We start from the raw sequence: 23346 nt of genomic DNA on the forward strand, positions 1-23346 counted from the left end.
ACAGTCTCCCGAAAGGCAACCGCATGCTCTCCGGCAATGGTCGTCACCGACGCCCCCGCCAGGCCCCGGCCCTCATCGTCGCGGCCGGAGTCACCGGATCAGCCATCGCCATCCCGCTCCTCGGGGCCACGAGCGCGAGCGCCGCCGAGACGGTGACGTGGGACAAGCTCGCCGAGTGCGAGAGCGGCGGCGAGTGGAGCGCCGACCCCGGGAACGGTTACTACGGAGGGCTCCAGCTCTCCCAGGAGACGTGGGAGCAGCACGGCGGCCTGAACTACGCGCCGAGCGCCGACGAGGCCTCCAAGTCGCAGCAGATCGCCGTGGCGGAGGACATCCTGGACGCCAAGGGCCCGAAGGCCTGGCCGAGCTGCGGGCCGATCGCCGGGCTCACCGACGGCGGCGCCGCGGCCGACGTGGACCCGGGCGACCCGATCCTCCCCGAGCCCTCGGACGCGTCGGGCGCCGGCGGCACAGGTGGCAAGGGTTCGGACGAGAAGGCCCGCGACAAGGCCCGGGAGAAGACCGGCGAGAAGGCCGGTGAGGGCGAGTCCGCGGCCGGGAAGGCCGCCGGTTCCGTCGACGCCTCCGACGGCACGTCAGGCAAGCGGAAGCCCTCCGACCGCGCGGGCGACACGCCCGGAGCGGACCGCGCCTCCCGAGACAAGAATCACGACGGTACGGACGCCGCGGACACATCGGACGGCAAGGGCGGGGCGTCCGAGGCGGACAAGTCCGGCGCCGAGGCAGGCACTTCCCGCGGCCCGAAGAACCCCTCCGACCCTGCCGACGCCTCCGAGGGCTCCGCCACCGGCCGCCACCGCGCCGGCGACGCGGACGAGACCTCCGCAGCCGACGCGCGGAACGGCGACGGCGGTCCCACCGGCCGGCACGCCTCGCGCGGCGGTGAACGCACCCAGAAGGTCGCCGACGGGACGTACGAGGTCCGCTCCGGGGACAACCTCTCGGTCATCGCGGACGACCTGGACGTCAAGGGCGGCTGGCACGAGCTGTACTCCGAGAACAAGGAGACCGTCGGAGCCGACCCGGATCTCATTCTCCCCGGTCAGAGCCTCGATTTGGGCGAAAAGTAGCGGTAGTTGACGAAGCGTCCGCCGGGCGCTTCGCAACTGTATGTCCGCATTGGCGCAAGTGAGAGATGGGTCTCAGAAGACCTGATCGTCTTTGAAATTGTGGCGATCGCGTGACTACGGTCGTCATCGCCCGCCACTCGTGGGCCCCGCCGGTCGGTACGCCGAATCCTGCCAACGGCCGGACGGGAACAGTCGTCGCTTCGAGCGCCGTGGGCAGGAGCGGGGGACCCAAGGTAAGTGCCGGGTCCGGACGTTGGGGCTTCCGCGAGGGAGCGCCGCGAACGGGACCGGCTTGGGGTGAAGTCGCATCGAAGTCGGTGCGACCGGGCAACTTCACTGGCCCGAACCCGACAGCTCACCTCGCAGGCGTCGGTGAGGGGATGAACTCATGCTGTTTTCCAGCAAGGGCAAGCACCGCCGTCCGTCCAAGGCCACCCGTGTCGTCACGCTCGCCGGTGTCACCGGTGCCGCCGTGGCCGCCCCGCTGATGGCCACCGGTTCGGCCAGCGCCGCCACCGGCCAGGAGTGGGACGCCGTCGCCCAGTGCGAGTCCGGCGGCAACTGGTCGATCAACACCGGCAACGGCTACCAGGGCGGTCTGCAGTTCTCGCCCTCCACCTGGGCCGCGTACGGCGGCACGAAGTACGCGCCCACCGCCGACAAGGCCTCCAAGGCCCAGCAGATCGAGATCGGCGAGAAGGTCCTCGCCGGCCAGGGCAAGGGTGCCTGGCCGAGCTGCGGCGTCGGCCTCTCGGGCGCCGCGTACAACGGCGGCGGCGCGCAGCAGGCCCCGCAGCAGCAGGCCCCCCAGCAGCAGACCAAGCCGCAGCCGCAGCAGACGCAGCAGCAGGCCGCCCCCCAGCAGCGGGCGCAGCAGGCCCCGAAGCCGCAGCCCGCGCCGCAGACCGAGTCGCGCAAGACCGTCGAGACCCCGACCGGCCAGCGGGTCGAGAAGGGCGACGGCGAGTACAAGGTCAAGACCGGCGACACGCTGTCCAAGATCGCCGCGGCGCACGGCGTCAAGGGCGGCTGGCAGAAGATCTACAAGCTGAACGGCGACATCATCGACAACGCCGACTTCATCTTCCCGGGCCAGCAGCTCCACCTCAGCTGACCCGCCCGCGGCCGTGCCCGCCGCGGACGCACGGCCGCCCGCCCCGTCCCCACGGGCTCCCCGCCCCGGTGCGCGTACCCCCGTACGCACCGGGGCGGGGGCATGTCCGCGGCACACCCGCCCCGCCTGTTCGCTACCAGCGAGTAGAAAACGTGGGCTTACGCCCCGTTTCCCGGCTGTTTGCGCGACTGTCCGTCCCAGGGGACGGGCGGTCGGCTGGCCGAAGGCTCCGGGCCGGTTAGGCTCAGGAGACGCAGGGCCGAAGCGGCTCTCGTAAACGCGTCACATCCCAGAAGGAGATGCTCGTGCCGTCCATCGACGTCGTCGTAGCCCGGGAAATCCTGGACTCCCGAGGCAACCCCACGGTCGAGGTCGAGGTCGGCCTCGACGACGGCAGCACCGGTCGTGCCGCCGTCCCGTCCGGTGCCTCCACCGGTGCTTTCGAGGCCATCGAACTCCGTGACGGTGACCCCAACCGTTACCACGGCAAGGGCGTGGAGAAGGCCGTCCTCGCCGTCATCGAGCAGATCGGCCCGGAGCTGGTGGGCTACGACGCCACCGAGCAGCGGCTGATCGACCAGGCCATGTTCGACCTGGACGCCACCGACAACAAGGGCTCCCTCGGCGCCAACGCCATCCTCGGCGTCTCGCTCGCCGTCGCGCACGCCGCCTCCGAGGCCAGCGACCTGCCGCTGTTCCGCTACCTCGGCGGCCCGAACGCGCACCTGCTGCCCGTGCCGATGATGAACATCCTCAACGGCGGGTCGCACGCCGACTCCAACGTCGACATCCAGGAGTTCATGATCGCGCCGATCGGCGCCGAGTCGTTCTCCGAGGCGCTGCGCTGGGGCACCGAGGTCTACCACACGCTGAAGAAGGTCCTGAAGAGCAAGGGCCTGGCCACCGGCCTCGGCGACGAGGGCGGCTTCGCCCCGAACCTCGACTCCAACCGCGCCGCCCTCGACCTCATCCTGGAGGCCATCAAGGAGGCCGGCTACGTCCCCGGCGAGCAGATCGCGCTCGCGCTCGACGTCGCCGCCTCCGAGTTCTACAAGGACGGCTCCTACGAGTTCGAGGGCAAGTCCCGCTCGGCCGCCGAGATGACCGAGTACTACGAGGAGCTCGTCGCCTCGTACCCGCTCGTCTCCATCGAGGACCCGCTGTTCGAGGACGACTGGGCCGGCTGGAACGCCATCACCGAGAAGCTCGGCGACAAGGTGCAGCTCGTCGGCGACGACCTGTTCGTCACCAACCCCGAGCGCCTGGCCCGCGGCATCGAGGAGAACTCGGCCAACGCCCTGCTCGTCAAGGTCAACCAGATCGGCTCGCTGACCGAGACCCTGGACGCCGTCGAGATGGCCCAGCGCAACGGCTTCAAGTGCATGATGTCCCACCGCTCCGGCGAGACCGAGGACGTCACCATCGCCGACCTGGCCGTCGCCACCAACTGCGGCCAGATCAAGACCGGTGCCCCGGCCCGCTCCGAGCGCGTCGCCAAGTACAACCAGCTCCTGCGCATCGAGGAGATCCTCGACGACGCCGCGGTCTACGCCGGCCGCAGCGCGTTCCCGCGGTTCCGCGCCGCTCAGTAGCACGCCGCCGGGCCTCCCGCGCGCCCAGCCGCGTGAGCCCGTGGTTACCTACGTCCCCGCACCCGGTCCCGTACCGTGTGCGGGGACGTACGTACGTTTGCGCGCCGCGCTGCTCTGGGGAGGCGGAACATGGCCAAGGCCGGGACCAAGGACCGGTTCTCCACCGCTACCCGCCTGCGGCTGCTCGGCGAGCAGACCGCCGAGCGCGTCTACCGGTCCCAGACCAAGCGCCAGGCCCGGCGCTCCCGGCTCACCGGCCGCGCGGCCCTGCTCGCGCTGGTGCTCTGCTCCCTGGTCGTGGCGCTCGCCTACCCGATGCGGCAGTACGTCTCGCAGCGCGCCGAGATCGACGACCTGCGCCGGCAGAAGGCCGAGCAGCGCGAGGACGTCGAGAAGCTGCGCGACGAGAAGGCCCGCTGGCAGGACGACGCGTACGCCGAGCAGCGCATCCGGGACCGCCTGCACTACGTGCGGCCGGGCGAGACCGGGTTCACGGTGATCGACCCGGCGGCGTCCAAGAGCCGGCGCGCGGACCAGGGGGCGGCCTCGCGCCCCTGGTACTCGAACGTCTGGGACGGCGTCGACAAGGCCGACCGCCCCGACTGACCCCAGCACGGCCCCCGTAGAGAACCGATCGAAAGACAGGCATGCACACGCCCCCGCCCTCCACCGACCGCACCGAGCCCACCGACGCCGACGTCGAGGCGTTCAAGCAGCAGCTCGGCCGCCCGCCCCGCGGCCTGCGGGCCATTGCCCACCGCTGCCCCTGCGGTCAGCCCGACGTCGTCGAGACGGCGCCGCGCCTGCCGGACGGGACGCCGTTCCCGACCACGTACTACCTCACGTGTCCGCGGGCCGCGTCCGCGATCGGCACCCTTGAGGCCAACGGCGTGATGAAGGAGATGTCGGAGCGGCTCCAGAGCGACCCGGAGCTGGCCGCCGCCTACCGCGCGGCCCACGAGGACTACCTCGCCCGCCGGGACGCCATCGAGGTCCTGGAGGGCTTCCCGAGCGCGGGCGGCATGCCGGACCGCGTGAAGTGCCTGCACGTCCTGGTCGGCCACTCCCTGGCGGCGGGGCCCGGCGTGAACCCGCTGGGCGACGAGGCCATCGCGATGCTGCCCGAGTGGTGGGCCAAGGGCCCCTGCGTCACGCCCTGCGCGCCCGAGGACGAGGCGTGACCCGCGTCGCCGCCGTCGACTGCGGCACGAACTCCATCCGCCTCCTGGTCGCGGACGCCGACCCGGTCACCGGCGAACTGCGCGACCTGGACCGGCGCATGACGATCGTGCGCCTCGGCCAGGACGTGGACCGCACCGGGCGGCTGGCCCCCGAGGCCCTTGAGCGCACCTTCGCGGCCTGCCGCGAGTACGCCGAGGCGATCGAGGCGCACGGCGGCGTGGAGCGGGTCCGCTTCGTCGCCACCTCCGCCTCCCGCGACGCGGACAACCGCGAGGAGTTCGTCCGGGGCGTCCTGGACATCCTCGGCGTCGAGCCGGAGGTCATCACCGGCGCGCAGGAGGCGGAGTTCTCCTTCACCGGCGCCACCCGGGAACTGGCCGGCCGCGACGACCTGGCCGGGCCCTACCTGGTCGTGGACATCGGCGGCGGCTCCACCGAGTTCGTCGTCGGCACGGACTCGGTCGAGGCGGCCCGCTCGGTGGACGTCGGCTGTGTCCGCATGACCGAGCGTCATCTCGTGCGCGACGGCGCGGTCGCCGACCCGCCCTCGCCGGAGCGGTTCGCCGCGGTCAGGGCGGACGTCGAGGCCGCCCTGGACCTCGCCGAGCAGGCGGTCCCGCTCAAGCGGGCCCGCACGCTGGTCGGCCTCGCGGGCTCGGTGACCACCGTCGCCGCGATCGCGCTGGGCCTGGACACCTACGACTCGCGGGCGATCCACCACTCCCGGATCTCCTACGAGCAGGTGGCCGCCATCGCGGAGCGCCTGATGGGCGCCACGCACGCCGAGCGCGCCGCGATCCCGGTGATGCACCCGGGCCGCGTCGACGTCATCGCGGCGGGCGCCCTCGTCCTGCTGACGATCATGGACCGGACCGGCGCCCGCGAGGTCGTCGTGAGCGAACACGACATCCTCGACGGGATCGCCCACAAGGTGGCGGCGGAGGTCGAGGCGGAGCGCCTGCGGGGCTGACGCGCGCGGGCGAAGACCACCAGGCGCAGCACGGCGAACCGCGCGACACCGGCGAGGGCCGAGGCCCCGAGGTACACGCCCTGTTCGAGCAGCGCACCGGGCGCGGCGACCAGCTCCCGAAGGGCGAGCATCGCCGCGCACGTGAGCGCGTACGCGGCCGCCGCGGAGCCGGCCGACTGCGCGTGCTGACGCCAGGTCGCCCGGCGGTCCGCGCCGAAGGTGAACCGGGCGTGCAGCTCGGTGGCCAGCGGCGTGGCGGCCGCGGTGACCACCGCATTGGCCAGCGCCCAGGGGAGCCAGGACGCGAGGCCCGCCACGGCGAAGCCGGCCGCGAGCCCCACCCCGCCGCCGCAGAGCACGAAGCGGGCGAAGGCGGTGACAGCACCGGAGGCGGCCTGCCCGCGGCTCCCTGTTCTCTCCATGCCCGACCCCTTTGCCGACTCGTTCGCCGACGCGTTCGCCGGCGCACTTCGCGAAAGGCACGCCTCTGACCTGGGAGGACAGCGAGGTGCGCCGTAGTGGTGCCATCATGGCACACGGGTGGCGCCATGGGTATCGATTTATGGCGCCACGCTGGGGGCCCAGCGGCGCTGAAGGGGGGTGTGCAGCCCTCGCCGTGACAGTCCGTCGGGAAAGTTCGTGAAGTTCTTCACAAGGATTTCGGCCCTGGCGGGCGAGGTTCGGGGGCATCAGGGCCCCGAAAAGGTCATTCAGGGGTTCCGGCGGGAGGCGGCGCGGCGCTTTCGGCGCGGGGCCCGTGGGACGGGCGGGGCGGTGGTCCACCGCCGCTGCCGACTCAGAGCGGCAGCTCACAAGGGGTGGACAACGACTCGCGTGGCACTGTGGTTCCCCTGATCCGGCATGACCTCGGTCACGTGGGCGGCGAAGTGTAGCAGAGCCCCTCCCCATGCTTGTGAAGGGGCGCACGAGCGACCCCCGCCCGGCAGGTGGATACTCGATGGCATGAGCACCACGGAGCGTCCCAGGATCCTCGTAGTAGGCGGTGGGTACGTAGGCCTGTACGCAGCTCGGCGCATCCTCAAGAAGATGCGCTACGGAGAGGCGACCGTCACGGTCGTCGACCCCCGGTCGTACATGACCTACCAGCCCTTCCTCCCCGAAGCCGCCGCCGGCAGCATCTCGCCGCGGCACGTCGTCGTCCCGCTGCGACGCGTGCTGCCCAAGGCCGAGGTTCTCACCGGCCGGGTCACCACCATCGACCAGGACCGCAAGGTCGCCACGATCGCCCCCCTCGTGGGCGAGGCGTACGAGCTGCCCTTCGACTACCTCGTCATCGCGATGGGCGCGGTCTCCCGCACCTTCCCGATCCCCGGCCTCGCCGAGCAGGGCATCGGCATGAAGGGCATCGAGGAGGCCATCGGCCTGCGCAACCACGTCCTCGAGCAGCTCGACAAGGCCGACTCCACGACCGACGAGGACGTCCGCCGCAAGGCGCTGACCTTCGTCTTCGTGGGCGGTGGCTTCGCGGGTGCGGAGACCATCGGCGAGGTCGAGGACATGGCCCGCGACGCGGCCAAGTACTACAAGAGCGTCAAGCGCGAGGACATGCGCTTCGTGCTCGTCGACGTCGCGGACAAGATCCTCCCCGAGGTCGGTCCCAAGCTCGGCCAGTACGGCAAGGAGCACCTCGAAGGCCGCGGCGTCGAGGTCTACCTCAAGACCGGCATGGACTCCTGCGTGGACGGCCACGTGGTCCTGAACAACGGCCTCGAGGTCGACTCCAACACCATCGTGTGGACCGCCGGCGTCAAGCCGAACCCGGCGCTGGCCCGCTTCGGCCTGCCCCTCGGCCCGCGCGGCCACGTGGACACCCAGACGACGCTCCAGGTGCAGGGCACGGACTACATCTGGGCCGCGGGCGACAACGCCCAGGTGCCGGACATGGCCGCCCGCAAGGCCGGCAACGAGAACGCCTGGTGCCCGCCGAACGCCCAGCACGCGCTGCGCCAGGCGAAGGTCCTCGGCGACAACGTGATCTCCGGCATGCGGGGCTTCCCGCAGAAGGAGTACAGCCACGCCAACAAGGGTGCGGTCGCCGGTCTCGGCCTGCACAAGGGCGTCGCGATGATCGTCATGGGCAAGATGAAGATCAAGCTCAAGGGCCGTCTCGCCTGGTACATGCACCGCGGCTACCACGGCCTGGCCATGCCGACGTTCAACCGCAAGATCCGCGTCTTCGCGGACTGGACGCTCGCCATGTTCCTCAAGCGCGAGGTCGTCTCCCTCGGTGCTCTGGAAGCGCCTCGCGAGGAGTTCTACGAGGCCGCCAAGCCGGCCCCGAAGCCGCAGGTCGCGGCCGAGCCCGCCCCGGCGGTCAAGGGCGAGGAGAAGGCCAAGGCCTCCTGACCTCGCGTCACCGGGTGACCACGCGTCACTGATCCACCCCGAAGGGGGCCGTCCGCCATCCGTGGTGCGGGCGGCCCCTTTCGGCGTCCGGTGGGACTGCGCGGGGCGCCCGTGGTGTTTACGTGGTGTCGGACCGTCCAGCGGTCTTCCTCACGGAGGTGTGCGCCATGCGAAACGCCGCACTGCGGCTGAAGAGACTCGCCGAGCAGCTCATGGGAGCCGAGCTGCCGGTGCGCGTCAGGGCCTGGGACGGCTCGGAGGCCGGGCCGCCGGGCGCCCCCACCCTCGTCGTACGCGACCGGCGCGCCCTGCGCCACCTCCTGTGGAAGCCCGGTGAACTGGGCCTGGCCCGCGCCTGGGTGACCGGTGACCTGGACGTCGACGGGGACCTCTACGAGGCGCTGGACCGGATGGCCGCCTTCGTGTGGGAGCGGGACGAGGACGCGCCGAACCTGCGCCAGGCGCTGCGCGAACCCCGGTTCCGGGCCGCCGTCCGCTCGCTGATCGCCCTGAGCGCGCCCTTCCTGCCGCCCGCCCCACCGCCGGAGGAGATGCGCCGGCACGGCCGCCTCCACCTGCACACCAAGGGCAGCGACCGGCGGGCCATCAGCCACCACTACGACGTGGGCAACGACTTCTACGAGCTGGTGCTCGGCCCCTCGATGGTCTACTCCTGCGCCTACTGGGCCTCGCCCGGAGCCACCCTGGAGGAGGCCCAGCGCGACAAGCTGGAGCTGGTCTGCCAAAAGCTCGCCCTCGCGCCCGGCACGCGCCTGCTCGACGTCGGCTGCGGCTGGGGCTCCCTGGCGATCCACGCCGCCCGCGAGCACGGCGTGGACGTGGTCGGCGTCACCCTCTCCCAGGAGCAGGCCGCCTACGCCAGGAAGCGCATCGCCGAGGAGGGCCTGACCGACCGGATCGAGATCCGCGTCCAGGACTACCGGGACGTGCGCGACGGCCCGTACGACGCGATCTCCTCCATCGGCATGGCCGAACACGTCGGCTCCGCGCGCTACCTGGAGTACGCCCGCACCCTGCACGCCCTGCTGGCACCCGGCGGACGGCTGCTCAACCACCAGATCGCGCGCCGCCCGCAGGGCGACGAATCGGCGTACTCCGTGGACGAGTTCATCGACGCCTACGTCTTCCCCGACGGGGAGCTGGCGCCGGTCGGGCAGACCGTCGCGCTCCTGGAGCGGGCCGGGTTCGAGGTGCGTGACGTGGAGGCCATCCGCGAGCACTACGCGCTGACCCTGCGCCGCTGGGTCGCCAACCTGGAGGCGCACTGGTCGCGGGCCCAGCGCCTCACCTCGCCCGGCCGCGCCCGCGTCTGGCGGCTCTACATGGCCGCCTCCGCGCTCGCCTTCGAGCACAACCGCATCGGCGTCAACCAGGTCCTCGCGGTGAAGACCCCCGAGGGCGGCGCCTCGGGGCTGCCGCTGCGGACCCGGGAGTGGCGCGCGTAGCCGCCCGGTACGCGAAGGGGCCCCGGACGGCGATCGTGATGCCGTCCGGGCCCCTTCTCTCGTACCGCTACCGGCTCACTCGGCCTTGATGGCCATCAGCGGGTTCAGCTTCGCCGCGCTGCGGGCCGGCCACATCGCCGCGAGGACACCGACCAGGGCCGCGATCCCGAGGAAGACCACGATCCGGCCGAGCGGGATCTCCATGGTGTACGTGGAGACGCTGCGGGAGATGGTGCCGCCCGCGACCCAGCCCATGAACAGGCCGAGCCCGATGCCGAGCACCGCGCCGAACAGGGAGATGATGACCGCCTCCAGGCGCACCATCTGCTTGACCTTCGCGCGGTCGAGGCCGATCGCCCGCAGCATGCCGATCTCGTGCTTGCGCTCGAAGACCGACATCGCGAGGGTGTTGATGACGCCGAGCACCGCGATGAGGACGGCCATGGCCAGCAGGCCGTAGAGCATGTTCAGCAACATGTTGATGGCGCCCGCCACGGCGTTGCTGATCGCGGCCTTGTCCTGGACGGTGATCGCGGGGTTCTCGCCGAGGGCCTTGACGATGGCGTCCTCGGCCTTGTCGGAGGCGCCGCCCTTCATCTTCACGAGCACCTGCTTGTCGACGACCTTGGTCAGGTGCGGGTCGACCACGGAGGTGGGGGCGAAGACGCCGCTGAGCATCTCGTTGTGCTCGTACACCCCGGCGACCTTGATCTTCACGGTCTTGCCGTCGTCGTCGAACTTCAGCGGGAAGGTGTCGCCCGCCTTCAGGCCCCGGTCCTTGGCCAGTTCGTCGTCGATGAGGGCTTCACCGGACTTCAGGCCGTCCATCGAACCGCCGGTGACGTCCAGGCCGACCAGGCCCGCGAAGGTCTTGGGGTCGACGCCGTAGACGGAGGTGTAGCTCTCGTCGGCCTCGCCGTACGCCTCGCGCAGCGGGGTCGTCGCCTCGACCTCCGGGATCTTGTCGAGCTTCTCGCGGACCTCGGGGGTCAGCGGCCGGAAGTTCGCCATGGAGACGCTGTAGTCGGCCTTCATGGAGCCGGCGGCCATCTTGTTGATGGCGCTGCCCATGGAGGTGGCGACCACGGTCATCGCCGTGATGAGGGTCAGGCCGATCATCAGGGCCGCGGCCGTGGACGCCGTACGGCGCGGATTGCGCACGGAGTTGAGGCGCGCGAGCTTGCCGGGGACGCCGAACGGCTTCAGGAGCGGCGCCGAGGCGGCGATGAACGGGCGGGACAGCAGCGGCGTGAGGACGATGACGCCGACGAGCATGACGCCCGCGCCGCCCGACTTCACGTAGTTGTCCTTCACGAACAGCATCACCGCGCCCAGGGCGACGATGAGCGCGCCGATGGTGTTGCGGACCACCAGGCCGCGCACGGTCGGGGTGGCGTGGACGCTGTTCATCGCGGCGACCGGGGGGATGCGGGCGGCGCGGCGGCCCGGCAGCCAGGCGGCCAGCATCGTCACGACCACGCCGATCAGCAGGGCCGCGAGGATCGTGGTCGGGCCGATGACGAGCGGTCCGTCGGGCAGCGAGGCGCCGGCGGAGTTCATCAGGGACTCCAGGCCCACGGCCACGCCGATGCCGAGCGCGAAGCCGGTCACCGCGGCGACGAGACCGACGAGGAAGGCCTCGATCAGCACGGAGCGCGTCACCTGGCGGCGCGAGGCGCCGACGGCCCGCATCAGGGCCAGCTCCTTGGTGCGCTGGGCGACCAGCATGGTGAAGGTGTTCGCGATGATGAAGATGCCGACGAAGAGCGCGATGCCCGCGAAGATGAGCAGGACCTGGCTCATCGACTTGGTCTGCGTCTCGATCATCTCGTCCTGCTGGGACTTGAGTTCGCCGCCCGTCCTCGTCGACGAGTCCTTGGGGGTGATCTTCTCGACCGCGCTCTGCAGCGCGCTCTCGGAGGTGCCGGCGGCGGCCTTGACGTCGATCTCGTCGTACTGGTTCTTGTTCAGCGCCTTCAGGGCGGTCCGGTTGTCGAAGACGACCAGGCTGCCGCCCGCGACGACGTTGCCGTCGTCGGTGTCGAAGACGCCGCTGACCTTCGCGGTGCGCACCGGGCCGTCGGTGGAGTAGCGGACGGTGTCGCCCACCCGGTAGCCGGTGCGGCTCGCGGTGCGCGAGTCGAGGGCGAGCTGGCCCGCGGACTTCGGGGCGGCGCCCTCGGTGAAGTCGTAGCGCGGGTCCTTGCCGCCCTTGCCCGGGTAGTAGTTGGAGCCGGTGGTGCCCCACTCGCCGCCGACCAGCTTGCCGTCCTTGTCGGCGAGGGCGGTGAAACCGGAGACGGTGCCGATCGCCGAGTCGGCGCCGGGCAGAGTGCCGGCCTTCTTCAGGAGGGCGTCGGTCAGCTCGGGCTTCTGCTTGGCGCCCCGGCCCTCCTCGTCGCCGGGGTAGCCGCTCGCGGAGGTGATGGCGACGGAGACGTGGTCGAAGCTCTTGGCCGACTTGTTCTTGTAGGCGGAGCCGAAGGTGTCGGTGAAGACGAGGGTGCCGGAGACGAAGGCGACGCCGAGCATGACGGCGAGCACGGTCATCAGCAACCGGGCCTTGTGCGCGAGCACATTGCGCAGGGCGGTACGGAACATGGGTGTGAGTCCAGGTGAGGGGTGGGGGGCGCGGGGAACTGCGCGGCCAGCCGCATGCGGCCCGCAGTGCGAAGAACGAGGCGACCGGGCGCCTAGCTGGTGCGGCCCTTGGCGTCGAAGTGCTTCATCCGGTCCAGCACGCCCTCCGCGGTGGGCTCGAGCATCTCGTCCACGATGCGCCCGTCGGCGAGGAAGATCACGCGGTCCGCGTACGAGGCGGCCACCGGGTCGTGCGTGACCATCACGACGGTCTGGCCGAGGTCGCGCACCGAGTTGCGCAGGAAACCGAGGACCTCCGCGCCCGAGCGCGAGTCGAGGTTTCCGGTCGGCTCGTCACCGAAGATGATCTCCGGCTGGGAGGCGAGCGCGCGGGCCACGGCCACGCGCTGCTGCTGGCCGCCGGACAGCTCCGTCGGCCGGTGGCTGAGCCGGCCGGAGAGCCCGACCATGTCGATGACCTGCTCCAGCCACTGCTTGTCGGGCTTGCGGCCCGCGATGTCCATGGGGAGCGTGATGTTCTCCAGGGCCGTCAGGGTCGGCAGCAGGTTGAACGCCTGGAAAATGAAGCCGATCTTGTCCCGGCGGAGCTTGGTGAGCTGCTTGTCCTTGAGCGTGGACAGCTCCGTCTCACCGAGGCGGACCGACCCCGAGCTGAAGCTGTCCAGGCCCGCGACGCAGTGCATCAGCGTCGACTTGCCGGAGCCGGAGGGGCCCATGATCGCGGTGAACTCGCCCCGCCCGAAGTCGACGGAGACGCGGTCCAGGGCGACCACCTGGGTCTCACCCTGTCCGTACACCTTGGAGAGATCCGTGGCACGCGCGGCCACGGTGGTGGCACGGGCGGCGAAGGGGGTGGTGGTCACGGGACGATGCTCCTGTCGGTACGACGAGTGGGGACGTACTCCATCGTCCCGGCCGCACGCCGTCCTGGAGTCAGCCGCTGTTCCGGTTCCTGGGGCCCTCTCCGGTCGGACCCCGGGAGGCGATGTCATACCTCAGGATGAGGGCCGCCCCTGAGAGGAGCCGGACGCCGGCGCGGATCCGGGAGGCGGGCCGGGAACTGCCGGGAGGCTAAATTCCGTCATTCCGCGCAGAGGGCCATGAGACCGCCCGGAGCCGTGGAAAGGCCTCCGGCATGTACCAATGGACCGTACCGGGGGCTGATGCTCCCTCAGACGTCAATAAAATAAGACAACATCGTGCCGACCTTCCGCTGTACGGGGGACGCCTCCCGATAGGGTCGAATCCTTGTTGCGGGGCCCATGGCCTGCCCGGATGGTGGAATGCAGACACGGCGAGCTTAAACCTCGCTGCCCCTCGGGGGCGTGCCGGTTCGAGTCCGGCTCCGGGCACCTCCACCCTCAGCCCCGACCGGCTCCCGGGACCGCCCGTGCGGCGCTCAGGGAGTGGCCGCCGTGGGGCGGGCCCCACGGGAGCGGGCGTGCCACCCGGGTGGGGGAAGGGTTCCGATCCGGGAACAGTAGGGGTCGTGTCGCGCGTTCTCGGTCACAGGGAGGGAAAGATCCTCCCCAAGCACTAGGACCATCCTTTTGCCTACGCATTACTCTTGAGGGCAAAGCCACGCACGGTGGCCATGGAGGAGTGAGATGAGGAGCAGCAACCCGGTCTTCTCGCGACGGGGGTTCAGCCGCGACAGCGGCTACGCCGGCTTCGGCGGGCAGCCGCAGGCCGGGGGACCCGCAGCAGCGACCCAGACCCAGGGCAATCCGTACGCGCAGGGCAACCCCTACGCCACCAATCCGTACGCCCAGCAGGACGTGCAGCACGGCGCGCCCCAGGCGCCCGTAAGCACCGGCCGCATGACGATGGACGACGTCGTCATGCGCACCGCCACCACCCTCGGCACGCTGCTGGTCACGGCGGCGCTCGCCTGGGCGCTGCTGCCGGTCGACGACGCCAGCATCGGCAAGTCGTACGGCATCGCGATCGGCGCCGGCCTGGTGGCGATGGTGCTCGGCCTGGTGCAGTCCTTCAAGCGCAAGGCCTCGCCCGCGCTGATCATGACGTATGCCGCGCTGGAGGGCGTCTTCCTCGGCGTCGTCTCCAGCGTCGTCGACAACCGCATCGCGGACGGCGCGGCCATGCAGGCCGTGCTGGGCACGATGGCGGTCTTCGTCGGCGTCCTGGTGGCGTACAAGGCGGGCTGGATCCGCGTCAACCGTCGCTTCTACGGCTTCGTGATGGCCGCGGCGATGGGCTTCCTGCTGCTGACGGCCGTGAACCTCCTGTTCATGGTCTTCGGCGGCGGTGACGGCCTCGGCTTCCGCAGCGGCGGCCTCGGCATCGTCTTCGGCATCGTCGGCATTCTGCTCGGCGCCTGCTTCCTCGCCCTGGACTTCAAGCAGGTCGAGGACGGCATCGCCTACGGCGCGCCGAAGGAAGAGGCCTGGCTCGCGGCGTTCGGCCTGACGATGACGCTCGTGTGGATCTACCTCGAGTTCCTGCGTCTGATCGCGATCCTTCAGGGGAACGACTGACGCGAGCCGCTCAGCGGCTGAACCGACAGCCGAAGGGCCCGCGGACCGATTCCGGTCCGCGGGCCCTTCGCGTGCGTGTCGGGAGGGAGGTAGGGGGTCAGAGGAACTTGCGGGCGGCCCGCCTCAGGTCGTACTCGTGGATGATCGCCTTCGCGTGGCCGTACGCGAGGTTGTGCTCGGCGCGCAGCCAGCTGACTTTCTCCTCGAAGCGGAAGAGGGAGGGTCCTTCGTCCACGGCGCGCAGCCAGTCGGCGACTTCACGACCGGTGCACTGGGGGATTCGGGCGAGCAGGTTGCGGTGGGTCTCCTCGGAGAAGACTTGGGACATCGGCGCCTCCGGACGCGTCGCGATGTGGTCCGTCCTTCCCGTCACCGTGCCTGAGCGTCCGGGCGTTGGCAACAGTGCCGGAAAGCCGCATAAGGTCGCGGGGTGCTCGATACGACGCCTTTGACGGCCGCAGTGGACCATTTCGCCGACCGCCTGCGGGCCGCGCCGCAGAGCCGCCTGCAGCGCGGCGCCGCGACCGAAGCGCTGGCGCTGGCCAGGGAGTTGGCGGCGCGCGCGCAAGCCATCGAGGAGCCGGACGCGCCACCGCGCGAGATGCCGGACGCGGGGATGTTCGCCGCCGCCGACCAGATCACCGTCGCGGGGCGGGATCTGGCCCTTGTGCTGACGGACCCTGAGGAGCTGGCGCGCGCCCTCGAACTGGTGGCCCAGGCGCAGAAGCGGGCCGCGGTGTAGCCGCCGGGCCCGCCCGGGCGGGTCAGACGGAGGCGATGACGCGGTCGGCGAGGATGTAGACGTTCTCGGTGCCGCACTCGAAGGTCAGGGCGTACGCGCCCGAGATCCCGGAGCCGCCGAGCAGCACCGGGGCGTGCCCGGCGCGCAGGGCCTCGGCGAGCAGCTCCGCGGTCTCGCGGTGGCCCGGCGTCATGCACAGGGTCGTGCCGTCGGTGAAGACGTACACGTCCAGGGTGCCCAGCGGGCCGGGGCGGACGTCGGCCAGCGCGGTGCGGGCGCCGGCCAGCTCCTCGAGGCAGGCCACCGTGCGCTCGTGGTCGCCGTAGATCTCGGAGGCGGGCGTCTGCACCGGCACGAAGTCCGGGTGCGAGGGGTGGCGGCGGCGGGCCGCGGCCAGCTCCGGGGAATCCGACGCGAAATCGTCGGCGAACGGATCGGCGAAGGGCTCGGTCACCGGCTCCAGGCTGTCCGCCTCCAGGCCCGCGAAGTCGGCCTGGCGCGGCAGGAACAGCTCGTCGGCGATTCCGTCCGGGATGCCGGGCAGGCCGTGCAGCAGGGAGGGCGCGTCCGAGCCCTCACGGGCCTCCTGGGCGGCCCAGAAGGCACGGGCCTCGGCCAGCTCCCGCTCCCGCTCCTCGGCGAGCGCCTCGGCCACCGCCGCGCGTATCTCGTCGGCGTCCACGGCGGTGCGGGCGCCCGGCACCGTGGGGTGCGGGCGGCCCGCGGCGGCCCGGCTGTCGGCCAGCTCGGTGCGCAGGGCGGTGATCTCGGCGAGTTGCTTGCGCAGGCCGCGCACCGCGTGCAGGGCGGCTGCGCCCACGGCCGTGGCAGCGGCCGTGGAGAGCAGCAAGGCAAGAGGCATGGCGCTCACTGACGTACTCCCGGTTTCAAGTCGACCCCCGACTTCCTACATCAGCTTGAAGCCTGCACGATCCAGCTGTCAGTGCATAACGTCACGAAACGGGCAGGTCTTTGGGCCCTGTGTACCCCTATGGACCGCTGTGAGCTGCGCATATGTGTCTCCCCCAGGAGATAGGTCACATCCTGGGGGAGATTGGGTCACGGAACGGTGCAGGAGCGGAGCGTCAGGAACGCCAACTCTGCGTCAGCGAATCGGGGGTTTTCGCGGTCAGCTGAGGCGCTCGATGACCATCGCCATGCCCTGGCCGCCGCCGACGCACATCGTCTCCAGACCGAACTGCTTGTCATGGAACTGGAGGGAGTTGATCAGCGTGCCGGTGATGCGGGCGCCCGTCATGCCGAAGGGGTGGCCGACCGCGATGGCGCCGCCGTTGACGTTCAGCTTGTCGATGTCGATGCCGAGGTCCCGGTAGCTCGGGATCACCTGGGCGGCGAAGGCCTCGTTGATCTCGACCAGGTCGATGTCGTCGATGGTGAGCCCGGCCCGGCGCAGTGCCTGCTTGGACGCCTCGACCGGGCCGAGGCCCATGATCTCGGGGGAGAGGCCGGTGACGCCGGTGGAGACGATGCGGGCGAGCGGGGTCAGGCCGAGCTCGCGGGCCTTGGTGTCGCTCATGATCACGAGGGCGGCGGCGCCGTCGTTCAGCGGGCAGCAGTTGCCGGCGGTGACCATGCCGTCGGGACGGAAGACGGGCTTCAGGCCCTGGACGCCCTCCAGGGTGACCCCGGCGCGCGGGCCGTCGTCCTTGCTGACCACCGTGCCGTCGGGGGTGGTGACCGGGGTGATCTCGCGCTCCCAGAAGCCGTTCTTGATGGCTTCCTCGGCGAGGTTCTGCGAGCGCACGCCGAACTCGTCCATGTCCTGGCGGGTGACGCCCTTGGCGCGGGCGAGGTTCTCCGCGGTCTGGCCCATCGCGATGTAGGCGTCCGGGAGCAGGCCGTCCTCGCGCGGGTCGTGCCAGGTGGAGCCCTCGCTCTCGGCGACGGCCGCGGTGCGGGCCTCGGCGTCGGCGAAGAGCGGGTTGTGGGTGTCGGGCAGGCCGTCGCTGGTCCCCTTCACGCTGCGCGAGACCATCTCGACACCCGCCGAGATGAAGACGTCGCCCTCGCCCGCCTTGATGGCGTGCAGGGCCATGCGGCTCGTCTGGAGGGACGAGGAGCAGTAGCGGGTGATCGTGCAGCCGGGGAGGTGGTCCATGCCCAGCTGTACGGCGACGATGCGGCCGAGGTTGTGGCCCTGCTCGCCACCGGGCAGGCCGCAGCCGAGCATCAGGTCGTCGATGTCCCTGGGGTCCAGCTCCGGGACCTTGGCGAGGGCGGCCTCGATGATCGTGGCGGTCAGGTCGTCCGGGCGCAGGTCCTTCAGCGAGCCCTTGAAGGCGCGGCCGATCGGGGTGCGGGCGGTGGAGACGATCACGGCTTCGGGCATCAGGCGCTCCGGTGACGAGGGGGCAGGACTCCCTGGGAAGTTACCCCCGCGTAATGCTGTCGGTCATCGGGTGGGGTGTGTGACGCGGGACGCATTTCTAAGCGGGTGCTCAGGTCGGGGGGCCCTGGGCGTACGGGGGGTTCTTGGTGCGGGTCGGTTTTGGCGGCTCGGGTGTTCTGGCTGGGGGGCTTGCGTTCGTTGTGGCGTGCGGGTGTGTTGTGGCTTGTCGTGCCGTTCCGCGCGTGTTCTGGCCGGGGGCCTTGCTTTTGTTGTGGCGTGCGGGTGGGTTGTGGCTTGTCGCGCAGTTCCCCGCGTGTTCTGGCCGGGGGCCTTGCCTTCGTTGGGGCGTGCGGGTGCGTCGTGGCTTGTCGCGCCGTTCCCCGCGCCCCTGGGGGGCTTGCCTTTGTTGTGACGTGCGGGTGGGTTGTGGCTTGTCGCGCCGTTCCCCGCGCCCCTGGGGGGGGCCTTGCTTTCGTTGTGGGGTGCGGGTGCTTTGGGGCTTGGCGCGCCGTTCCTCGCGCCCCTTAGGGGGTCGTTCTGGGGGCGTGGGGAGCGTGTCGGCAGGCAGTGTGGGGGTGGGGTCAGTGGGGGAGGGGGGTGGGTTCTGGGGTGTGGATGCGGCGTCGGCGGCGGCGTTTGATGAGGGCCCAGGGGCCCCGGGGGCCGGCCGGCATCACCGGGGTGACCTCCGTGCCGCCCTCCGCCGCGGCCTGCGCGGCCGCCCGCGCCACCGGCAGGAAACCCTCGCGCCGCGAGAGGTCGGGCCGCTCCTCCTCGGGCCACAGGCCCAGCGCCGCGCACAGCGTGGGGAGCACCGCCATGGCCGCCGTCGCGTACCCCTCCGCCGAGGGATGGTAGTTGTCGGGACCGAACAGCTCCCGCGGGTTCGCCGCGAACTCGGGGCCCAGCAGATCGCCCAGCGACACCGTCCGCCCGCCCTGCTCGACCACGCCGATCGTCTGCGCCGCGGCCAGCTGCCGCGAGACCCGGCGGGCCAGCCACCGCAGCGGCTGGTAGACGTTCTCCACGGTGCCGAGGTCGGGACACGTGCCGACGACCACCTCCGCCCCGGCGGTCCGCAGCCGCCGCACCGCCCCGGAGAGGTGCCGCACCGAGCGGGTCGGCGGCATCCGGTGCGTCACGTCGTTCGCGCCGATCATGATGACGCACACGTCCGGCACCCAGGAGGGGTCCGACAGGATCAGCGTGACCTGCCGGTCCAGGTCGTCCGACTGGGCGCCCGGCAGCGCCACGTTCCGCAGGTCGACGGGGCGCTCCGCGACCGCCGCGAGCCCCGAGGCGAGCAGCGCCCCCGGGGTCTGCCCCGACCGGTGCACGCCCTGCCCCGCGGCCGTGGAGTCCCCGAGCATCGCGAACCGCACCGGTTCGGAGCACAACCGCACCGGTTCGGAGCAGTCGGGGGGGCCGGAGATCTCGCCGTACGCCCTGCCGTAGCGCCCGTCGGCCCGCGGCGGATCCGCGTGCGACCCGCCCACGGAGCGCTTCGCCAGCTGGACCTCGGCGAGCACCACGCCGACCGCCGCGGCCCCGATCAGCCCGATCCCGCCGCCGCCGTACGCCGCGCCCGCCGCGATCCGCCGTGCCACCCTCGCCCTCGACATGCCCCGCAGCCACCTCCTCGTAGCCGAACCGCCGTACAGCCGTACATCCACTCATTGCCCCGAAAGCACGGTCGGCCAATCGTGGGCGGAGGTGAACGGATGAGAGGGCCCCTTAGGCTGACCGCACCAATTCGTCGCACTACATCGCAGCCCGGAGACAACGGTGCAATTCCACGACTCGATGATCAGCCTCGTCGGCAATACCCCGCTCGTGAGGCTCAACCATGTGACCGCGGGCATCCAGGCGACCGTCCTGGCCAAGGTCGAGTACTTCAACCCCGGCGGCTCCGTGAAGGACCGCATCGCGCTGCGCATGATCGAGGCGGCCGAGCAGAGCGGGGAGCTGAAGCCCGGCGGGACGATCGTCGAGCCGACGTCCGGCAACACCGGCGTCGGGCTCGCCATCGTGGCCCAGCAAAAGGGTTACAAGTGCATCTTCGTCTGCCCGGACAAGGTGTCCCTCGACAAGATCAACGTGCTGCGCGCGTACGGCGCCGATGTGGTCGTCTGCCCGACCGCCGTCGACCCCGAGCACCCGGATTCGTACTACAACGTCTCCGACCGTCTCGTGCGCGAGACGCCCGGCGCCTGGAAGCCCGACCAGTACAGCAACCCGAACAACCCGCTCTCGCACTACCACTCCACCGGCCCCGAGCTGTGGGAGCAGACGGAGGGGAAGATCACCCACTTCGTCACCGGCATCGGGACCGGCGGCACCATCTCCGGCACCGGCGGGTACCTGAAGGAGGTCTCCGGGGGCAAGGTCACCGTAGTCGGCGCCGACCCCGAGGGGTCCGTGTACTCCGGCGGCTCCGGGCGGCCCTACCTCGTGGAGGGCGTCGGCGAGGACTTCTGGCCGAGCGCGTACGACCGGAACGTGACCGACGAGATCATCGCGGTGTCCGACAAGGACTCCTTCCAGATGACGCGGCGCCTCGCCAAGGAGGAGGGGCTGCTCGTCGGCGGCTCCTGCGGCATGGCGGTCGTGGCGGCGCTGCGGGTCGCGGAGCGGCTCGGCCCCGACGACGTCGTCGTGGTGCTGCTGCCCGACTCCGGGCGCGGCTACATGAGCAAGATCTTCAGCGACGAGTGGATGAACGACTACGGCTTCCTGGAGGAGCCCGGTGACCAGCCGCGCGTCGCCGACGTGCTGCGCCGCAAGGAGGGCGGCGCGCTGCCCTCCCTGGTGCACATGCACCCCGAGGAGACGGTCGGTCAGGCCATCGAGGTGCTGCGCGAGTACGGCGTCTCGCAGATGCCCATCGTGAAGCCGGGCGCGGGACACCCCGACGTGATGGCCGCCGAGGTCATCGGCTCCGTGGTCGAACGCGAGCTGCTCGACGCCCTGTTCGCCCAGCGCGCCTCGCTCGGCGACCCGCTGGAGAAGCACATGTCGGACCCGCTGCCGCAGGTCGGCTCCGGTGAGCCGGTGGCCGACCTGATGTCGGTGCTCGGCGGCGCCGACGCGGCCATCGTCCTGGTCGAGGGCAAGCCGACCGGCGTCGTGAGCCGCCAGGACCTGCTCGCCTTCCTCGCGGAGCAGCAGGGTCACTAGAGCAGCGGGCCCGGCCCGGCCCGGGGGCTTCGCGCAAGTGGTACGAGCGCGACACGTGCGCGCAGCACCCGCTTAACACTGGTCCGGCACAGTGATGGGTGTCGGCGTCAGGAACTCCGGAGCGGCTCCCGGACCTCTGGACGCCGGGACGTGGCCCGGTCCTGACCCGGCACACGTCCCTCGCGGGGACCGCCGTCGTCCCGCCCCCCGGGCAACCGGGGGTGCGGCGGTCCCCGCGCCACTCACCGCCTTCGACCGCCCGGTACGTCACCCCCGGTCAGCAGTCCCACTCCGAGGTGGAGCGGTCCTTGCGGCGGCGGCCGAAGTCCGCGCCGCGGAGCGCCTGCGCCGCGTTCACACCGACGATGCCCACCCAGGTGGTGACGAGCCCGGGCAGGCCGGCGGTGGCCGCGCCGATGCCGGACAGCGGGACCGCGAGGATCAGGGATATCAGGCCGAAGCCGAACCGCTCGCTCCAGGCGTCAACGGCGCCGCCGGACGGGGAGCGGGAGCCGCGGGCGACGGTCATCTGCTGCTCGGCCAGGTGACGGCGCAGGCGCCGGTCGACCGTGCCGTCCAGGCGCTGCTCGATCTTCCCGAGGAAGGATTCGACCAGGGCGGAGTCGTACTCTTCGCCGAGCTCTCTGCGGGCGTGCAGAGTGGCGTCGAGTTCCTTCTTCAGTTCGGCGTCACGGGCTTCCATAGCCGTCCACGCTACGGGGCCGAGGCCTCGTCGGCGCTGGGGATAACCCCCGTATCCGCCCGGGGACCAGCCCCCGGTGCGACGCTGCCGCGCCGGGCCAGGGCCCAGTAGAGCACCGCGGGCACCACCAGGCCCACGACCCACGAGATGTCCGCGCCGCCCAGCGGTTCGACGAGCGGGCCCGTGTAGAAGTGCGTGACGAGGAACGGCAGTTGGGCCAGCAGTCCGATCCCGTAGACGGCGAGGGCGTCGAGGCGCCAGGCGCCGTAGCGGCCGTGCGGATCGCTGAGCGCCGGGATGTCGTACCGCTCGCGCGAGATCAGGTAGTAGTCGACGAGGTTGATGGCCGACCAGGGCGTGAAGAAGGTCAGCAGGAACAGCAGGAAGTCCTTGAAGGACGTCAGGAAGCTGTCCTTGCCGAGCAGCGCGACCACCGTGCCCGCCACCATGATCACGGCGATGTACGCGGTCCGGCCGCGCGGTCCGAGCACCCTCTGGCCGCGGAAGCCGCTGACGCCGGTCACCATCGACATGAAGCCGCCGTAGGTGTTGAGGACGTTGATGGTCAGCTTGCCGAGCGCGATCACGAAGTACAGGAAGGAGGCGATCAGGCCGCTCCCGCCGAGGCCGACGACGTAGCCGACCTGGTCGGCGAGGAAGGCGTCCCCCGCGCTCGCCGCGACCAGCACCCCGAACGTCATGGACCACTGCGACCCGATGGCCGAGCCCGACAGCGTCCACCAGAACGTGGCCTTCGCCGACGTCGTACGCGGCAGATAGCGCGAGTAGTCGGCGACGTACGGCCCGAAGGCCAGCTGCCAGGACGCCGAGAGGGAGACGGCGAGCAGGAACATCGGCAGGTCGAAGTGGGCGTCGCCCAGCAGGGCGGACAGGTCCACGCGGTCCAGGAGCCGCACGCCGAGGTAGACGAACGCGAGCGCGCAGATCACGCTGGCCACCCGGCCGAGCGCGTGGATGACGCGGTAGCCGACCGCCGCCATGACCGCCGTGACGGCGGCGAAGAGGACGATGCCCGTGGTGTCGTCCGTGTGCGTCAGCTCGGCCGTGGCCTGCCCGGCGAGGACGCTGCCGCTCGCGAAGAAGCCGACGTACATGAGGATGACGAGCAGCAGCGGGACGGCCGCGCCCTTCACGCCGAACTGCGCCCGGGACTGGATCATTTGGGGCAGGCCGAGCCGGGGGCCCTGCGCCGAGTGCAGCGCCATCACCGCGCCGCCGAGGAGGTTGCCGGCGACGAGGCCGACGATCGACCACACCACGTCGCCGCCGAAGACGACGGCGAGCGCGCCCGTGACGACCGCGGTGATCTGGAGGTTGGCACCGAGCCAGAGCGTGAACTGACTGAACGCGGTGCCGTGCCGTTCGTCGTCGGGGACGACGTCGATGGAGCGCCGCTCCACCAGGTCTTCAGCTGCCATGACGACTGCCCTCCGCTGCTCGCGCGTCTTGCTCGGCTGCATATCGTCATGCAG

General features: G+C 71.1%; 19 protein-coding genes, 1 tRNA gene, 1 pseudogene and 1 riboswitch. Of the genes and pseudogenes, 12 read left to right on the top strand and 9 right to left on the bottom strand.

What is annotated here, in order from left to right; translation table 11 throughout:
• The first annotated feature begins 23 nt into the window (after positions 1-23).
• The 6 genes from ACZ516_RS17800 to ACZ516_RS17825 all read left to right on the top strand — a co-directional run bounded on the left by ACZ516_RS17800 (position 24) and on the right by ACZ516_RS17825 (position 5949).
• Entirely contained in the window at positions 24-1091 is a 1068-nt protein-coding gene (locus ACZ516_RS17800; protein ID WP_469010955.1) for a LysM peptidoglycan-binding domain-containing protein, read from the top strand.
• A 195-nt stretch (positions 1092-1286) separates the two neighbouring features.
• Positions 1287-1475, top strand: a riboswitch (cyclic di-AMP (ydaO/yuaA leader).
• A 4-nt stretch (positions 1476-1479) separates the two neighbouring features.
• On the top strand, positions 1480-2205 hold the full coding sequence (locus ACZ516_RS17805; RefSeq protein WP_469010957.1) for a transglycosylase family protein: 726 nt from the start codon (positions 1480-1482) through the stop codon (positions 2203-2205).
• 305 nt (positions 2206-2510) lie between these two features.
• Positions 2511-3797 (top strand): phosphopyruvate hydratase, encoded by a 1287-nt coding sequence (gene eno, locus ACZ516_RS17810; protein ID WP_358586627.1) that lies wholly within the window; start codon positions 2511-2513, stop codon positions 3795-3797.
• Between the two features lie 129 nt (positions 3798-3926).
• Complete coding sequence (locus ACZ516_RS17815; RefSeq protein ID WP_469010959.1) at positions 3927-4403, top strand: FtsB family cell division protein; 477 nt, start codon at positions 3927-3929, stop codon at positions 4401-4403.
• A gap of 41 nt (positions 4404-4444) precedes the next feature.
• A complete protein-coding gene (locus ACZ516_RS17820; RefSeq protein WP_358586623.1) occupies positions 4445-4978 on the top strand; it encodes a DUF501 domain-containing protein in 534 nt (177 codons plus the stop codon).
• Positions 4975-5949: a Ppx/GppA phosphatase family protein gene (locus ACZ516_RS17825; RefSeq protein WP_358586622.1), complete on the top strand. Its 975-nt coding sequence runs from the start codon at positions 4975-4977 to the stop codon at positions 5947-5949. The genes ACZ516_RS17820 and ACZ516_RS17825 overlap by 4 nt, the downstream gene beginning before the upstream one ends.
• On the opposite strand, the pseudogene ACZ516_RS17830 reads toward ACZ516_RS17825, so the two are convergent.
• Positions 5919-6371 (bottom strand): annotated as a pseudogene (locus ACZ516_RS17830) (hypothetical protein); the annotation flags it as partial. The gene ACZ516_RS17825 and the pseudogene ACZ516_RS17830 overlap by 31 nt on opposite strands.
• Positions 6372-6912: 541 nt before the next feature.
• Here ACZ516_RS17830 and ACZ516_RS17835 point away from each other — a divergent pair.
• Together ACZ516_RS17835 and ACZ516_RS17840 are read left to right on the top strand one after the other, a co-directional pair.
• On the top strand, positions 6913-8316 hold the full coding sequence (locus ACZ516_RS17835) for an NAD(P)/FAD-dependent oxidoreductase (RefSeq protein ID WP_469010961.1): 1404 nt from the start codon (positions 6913-6915) through the stop codon (positions 8314-8316).
• Between the two features lie 167 nt (positions 8317-8483).
• On the top strand, positions 8484-9782 hold the full coding sequence (locus tag ACZ516_RS17840) for a class I SAM-dependent methyltransferase (protein WP_469010962.1): 1299 nt from the start codon (positions 8484-8486) through the stop codon (positions 9780-9782).
• 75 nt (positions 9783-9857) lie between these two features.
• On the opposite strand, the gene ACZ516_RS17845 is transcribed toward ACZ516_RS17840, so the two are convergent.
• Positions 9858-12383, bottom strand: coding sequence for an ABC transporter permease (locus tag ACZ516_RS17845; RefSeq protein ID WP_361077669.1), 2526 nt, complete (start codon positions 12381-12383; stop codon positions 9858-9860).
• A gap of 92 nt (positions 12384-12475) precedes the next feature.
• Complete coding sequence (locus ACZ516_RS17850) at positions 12476-13246, bottom strand: ABC transporter ATP-binding protein (RefSeq protein ID WP_358586614.1); 771 nt, start codon at positions 13244-13246, stop codon at positions 12476-12478.
• A 406-nt stretch (positions 13247-13652) separates the two neighbouring features.
• Here ACZ516_RS17850 and ACZ516_RS17855 point away from each other — a divergent pair.
• Together ACZ516_RS17855 and ACZ516_RS17860 are read left to right on the top strand one after the other, a co-directional pair.
• Positions 13653-13735 (top strand) — tRNA-Leu (locus ACZ516_RS17855).
• A 255-nt stretch (positions 13736-13990) separates the two neighbouring features.
• Positions 13991-14881, top strand: coding sequence for a Bax inhibitor-1/YccA family protein (locus ACZ516_RS17860; protein ID WP_358586613.1), 891 nt, complete (start codon positions 13991-13993; stop codon positions 14879-14881).
• A 97-nt stretch (positions 14882-14978) separates the two neighbouring features.
• Here the strand turns inward: ACZ516_RS17860 and ACZ516_RS17865 are convergent, their stop codons facing one another.
• Positions 14979-15209 (bottom strand): DUF4287 domain-containing protein, encoded by a 231-nt coding sequence (locus ACZ516_RS17865; protein WP_358586611.1) that lies wholly within the window; start codon positions 15207-15209, stop codon positions 14979-14981.
• A gap of 102 nt (positions 15210-15311) precedes the next feature.
• Between ACZ516_RS17865 and ACZ516_RS17870 the strand changes: the two genes are divergently transcribed.
• Positions 15312-15623: a hypothetical protein gene (locus ACZ516_RS17870; protein WP_358586610.1), complete on the top strand. Its 312-nt coding sequence runs from the start codon at positions 15312-15314 to the stop codon at positions 15621-15623.
• A gap of 22 nt (positions 15624-15645) precedes the next feature.
• On the opposite strand, the gene ACZ516_RS17875 is transcribed toward ACZ516_RS17870, so the two are convergent.
• From ACZ516_RS17875 to ACZ516_RS17885, 3 genes are all read right to left on the bottom strand, one after another.
• Positions 15646-16485, bottom strand: a complete 840-nt coding sequence (locus ACZ516_RS17875) for a hypothetical protein (protein WP_469010964.1) — start codon at positions 16483-16485, stop codon at positions 15646-15648.
• Positions 16486-16752: 267 nt separating this feature from the next.
• Positions 16753-17973 carry an acetyl-CoA C-acetyltransferase gene (locus tag ACZ516_RS17880; RefSeq protein WP_361077660.1) on the bottom strand — a complete coding sequence of 407 codons (1221 nt, stop codon included), beginning with the start codon at positions 17971-17973 and terminating at the stop codon, positions 16753-16755.
• A 581-nt stretch (positions 17974-18554) separates the two neighbouring features.
• Positions 18555-19595 carry an SGNH/GDSL hydrolase family protein gene (locus ACZ516_RS17885; RefSeq protein WP_358912080.1) on the bottom strand — a complete coding sequence of 347 codons (1041 nt, stop codon included), beginning with the start codon at positions 19593-19595 and terminating at the stop codon, positions 18555-18557.
• Between the two features lie 163 nt (positions 19596-19758).
• Between ACZ516_RS17885 and ACZ516_RS17890 the strand changes: the two genes are divergently transcribed.
• A complete protein-coding gene (locus ACZ516_RS17890; RefSeq protein ID WP_358586602.1) occupies positions 19759-21150 on the top strand; it encodes a cystathionine beta-synthase in 1392 nt (463 codons plus the stop codon).
• Positions 21151-21427: 277 nt separating this feature from the next.
• Here ACZ516_RS17890 and ACZ516_RS17895 read toward each other — a convergent pair whose 3' ends face one another.
• Both ACZ516_RS17895 and ACZ516_RS17900 read right to left on the bottom strand, forming a co-directional pair.
• Positions 21428-21853 carry a hypothetical protein gene (locus ACZ516_RS17895; RefSeq protein ID WP_361077656.1) on the bottom strand — a complete coding sequence of 142 codons (426 nt, stop codon included), beginning with the start codon at positions 21851-21853 and terminating at the stop codon, positions 21428-21430.
• An 11-nt stretch (positions 21854-21864) separates the two neighbouring features.
• Entirely contained in the window at positions 21865-23292 is a 1428-nt protein-coding gene (locus tag ACZ516_RS17900; protein ID WP_469010966.1) for a purine-cytosine permease family protein, read from the bottom strand.
• Positions 23293-23346: the final 54 nt, after the last annotated feature.

It is taken from the genome of Streptomyces sp. NPDC034037, assembly GCF_055575715.1.

What these genes read in the sequence shown, in the direction of transcription:
- ACZ516_RS17800 (WP_469010955.1), top strand. Translation starts at nt 24, where the DNA reads ATGCTCTCCGGCAATGGTCGTCACCGACGCCCCCGCCAGGCCCCGGCC.
- ACZ516_RS17805 (WP_469010957.1), top strand. Translation starts at nt 1,480, where the DNA reads ATGCTGTTTTCCAGCAAGGGCAAGCACCGCCGTCCGTCCAAGGCCACC.
- ACZ516_RS17815 (WP_469010959.1), top strand. Translation starts at nt 3,927, where the DNA reads ATGGCCAAGGCCGGGACCAAGGACCGGTTCTCCACCGCTACCCGCCTG.
- ACZ516_RS17820 (WP_358586623.1), top strand. Translation starts at nt 4,445, where the DNA reads ATGCACACGCCCCCGCCCTCCACCGACCGCACCGAGCCCACCGACGCC.
- ACZ516_RS17835 (WP_469010961.1), top strand. Translation starts at nt 6,913, where the DNA reads ATGAGCACCACGGAGCGTCCCAGGATCCTCGTAGTAGGCGGTGGGTAC.
- ACZ516_RS17840 (WP_469010962.1), top strand. Translation starts at nt 8,484, where the DNA reads ATGCGAAACGCCGCACTGCGGCTGAAGAGACTCGCCGAGCAGCTCATG.
- ACZ516_RS17845 (WP_361077669.1), bottom strand. Translation starts at nt 12,383, where the DNA reads ATGTTCCGTACCGCCCTGCGCAATGTGCTCGCGCACAAGGCCCGGTTG.
- ACZ516_RS17860 (WP_358586613.1), top strand. Translation starts at nt 13,991, where the DNA reads ATGAGGAGCAGCAACCCGGTCTTCTCGCGACGGGGGTTCAGCCGCGAC.
- ACZ516_RS17865 (WP_358586611.1), bottom strand. Translation starts at nt 15,209, where the DNA reads ATGTCCCAAGTCTTCTCCGAGGAGACCCACCGCAACCTGCTCGCCCGA.
- ACZ516_RS17875 (WP_469010964.1), bottom strand. Translation starts at nt 16,485, where the DNA reads ATGCCTCTTGCCTTGCTGCTCTCCACGGCCGCTGCCACGGCCGTGGGC.
- ACZ516_RS17880 (WP_361077660.1), bottom strand. Translation starts at nt 17,973, where the DNA reads ATGCCCGAAGCCGTGATCGTCTCCACCGCCCGCACCCCGATCGGCCGC.
- ACZ516_RS17885 (WP_358912080.1), bottom strand. Translation starts at nt 19,595, where the DNA reads ATGTCGAGGGCGAGGGTGGCACGGCGGATCGCGGCGGGCGCGGCGTAC.
- ACZ516_RS17895 (WP_361077656.1), bottom strand. Translation starts at nt 21,853, where the DNA reads ATGGAAGCCCGTGACGCCGAACTGAAGAAGGAACTCGACGCCACTCTG.
- ACZ516_RS17900 (WP_469010966.1), bottom strand. Translation starts at nt 23,292, where the DNA reads ATGGCAGCTGAAGACCTGGTGGAGCGGCGCTCCATCGACGTCGTCCCC.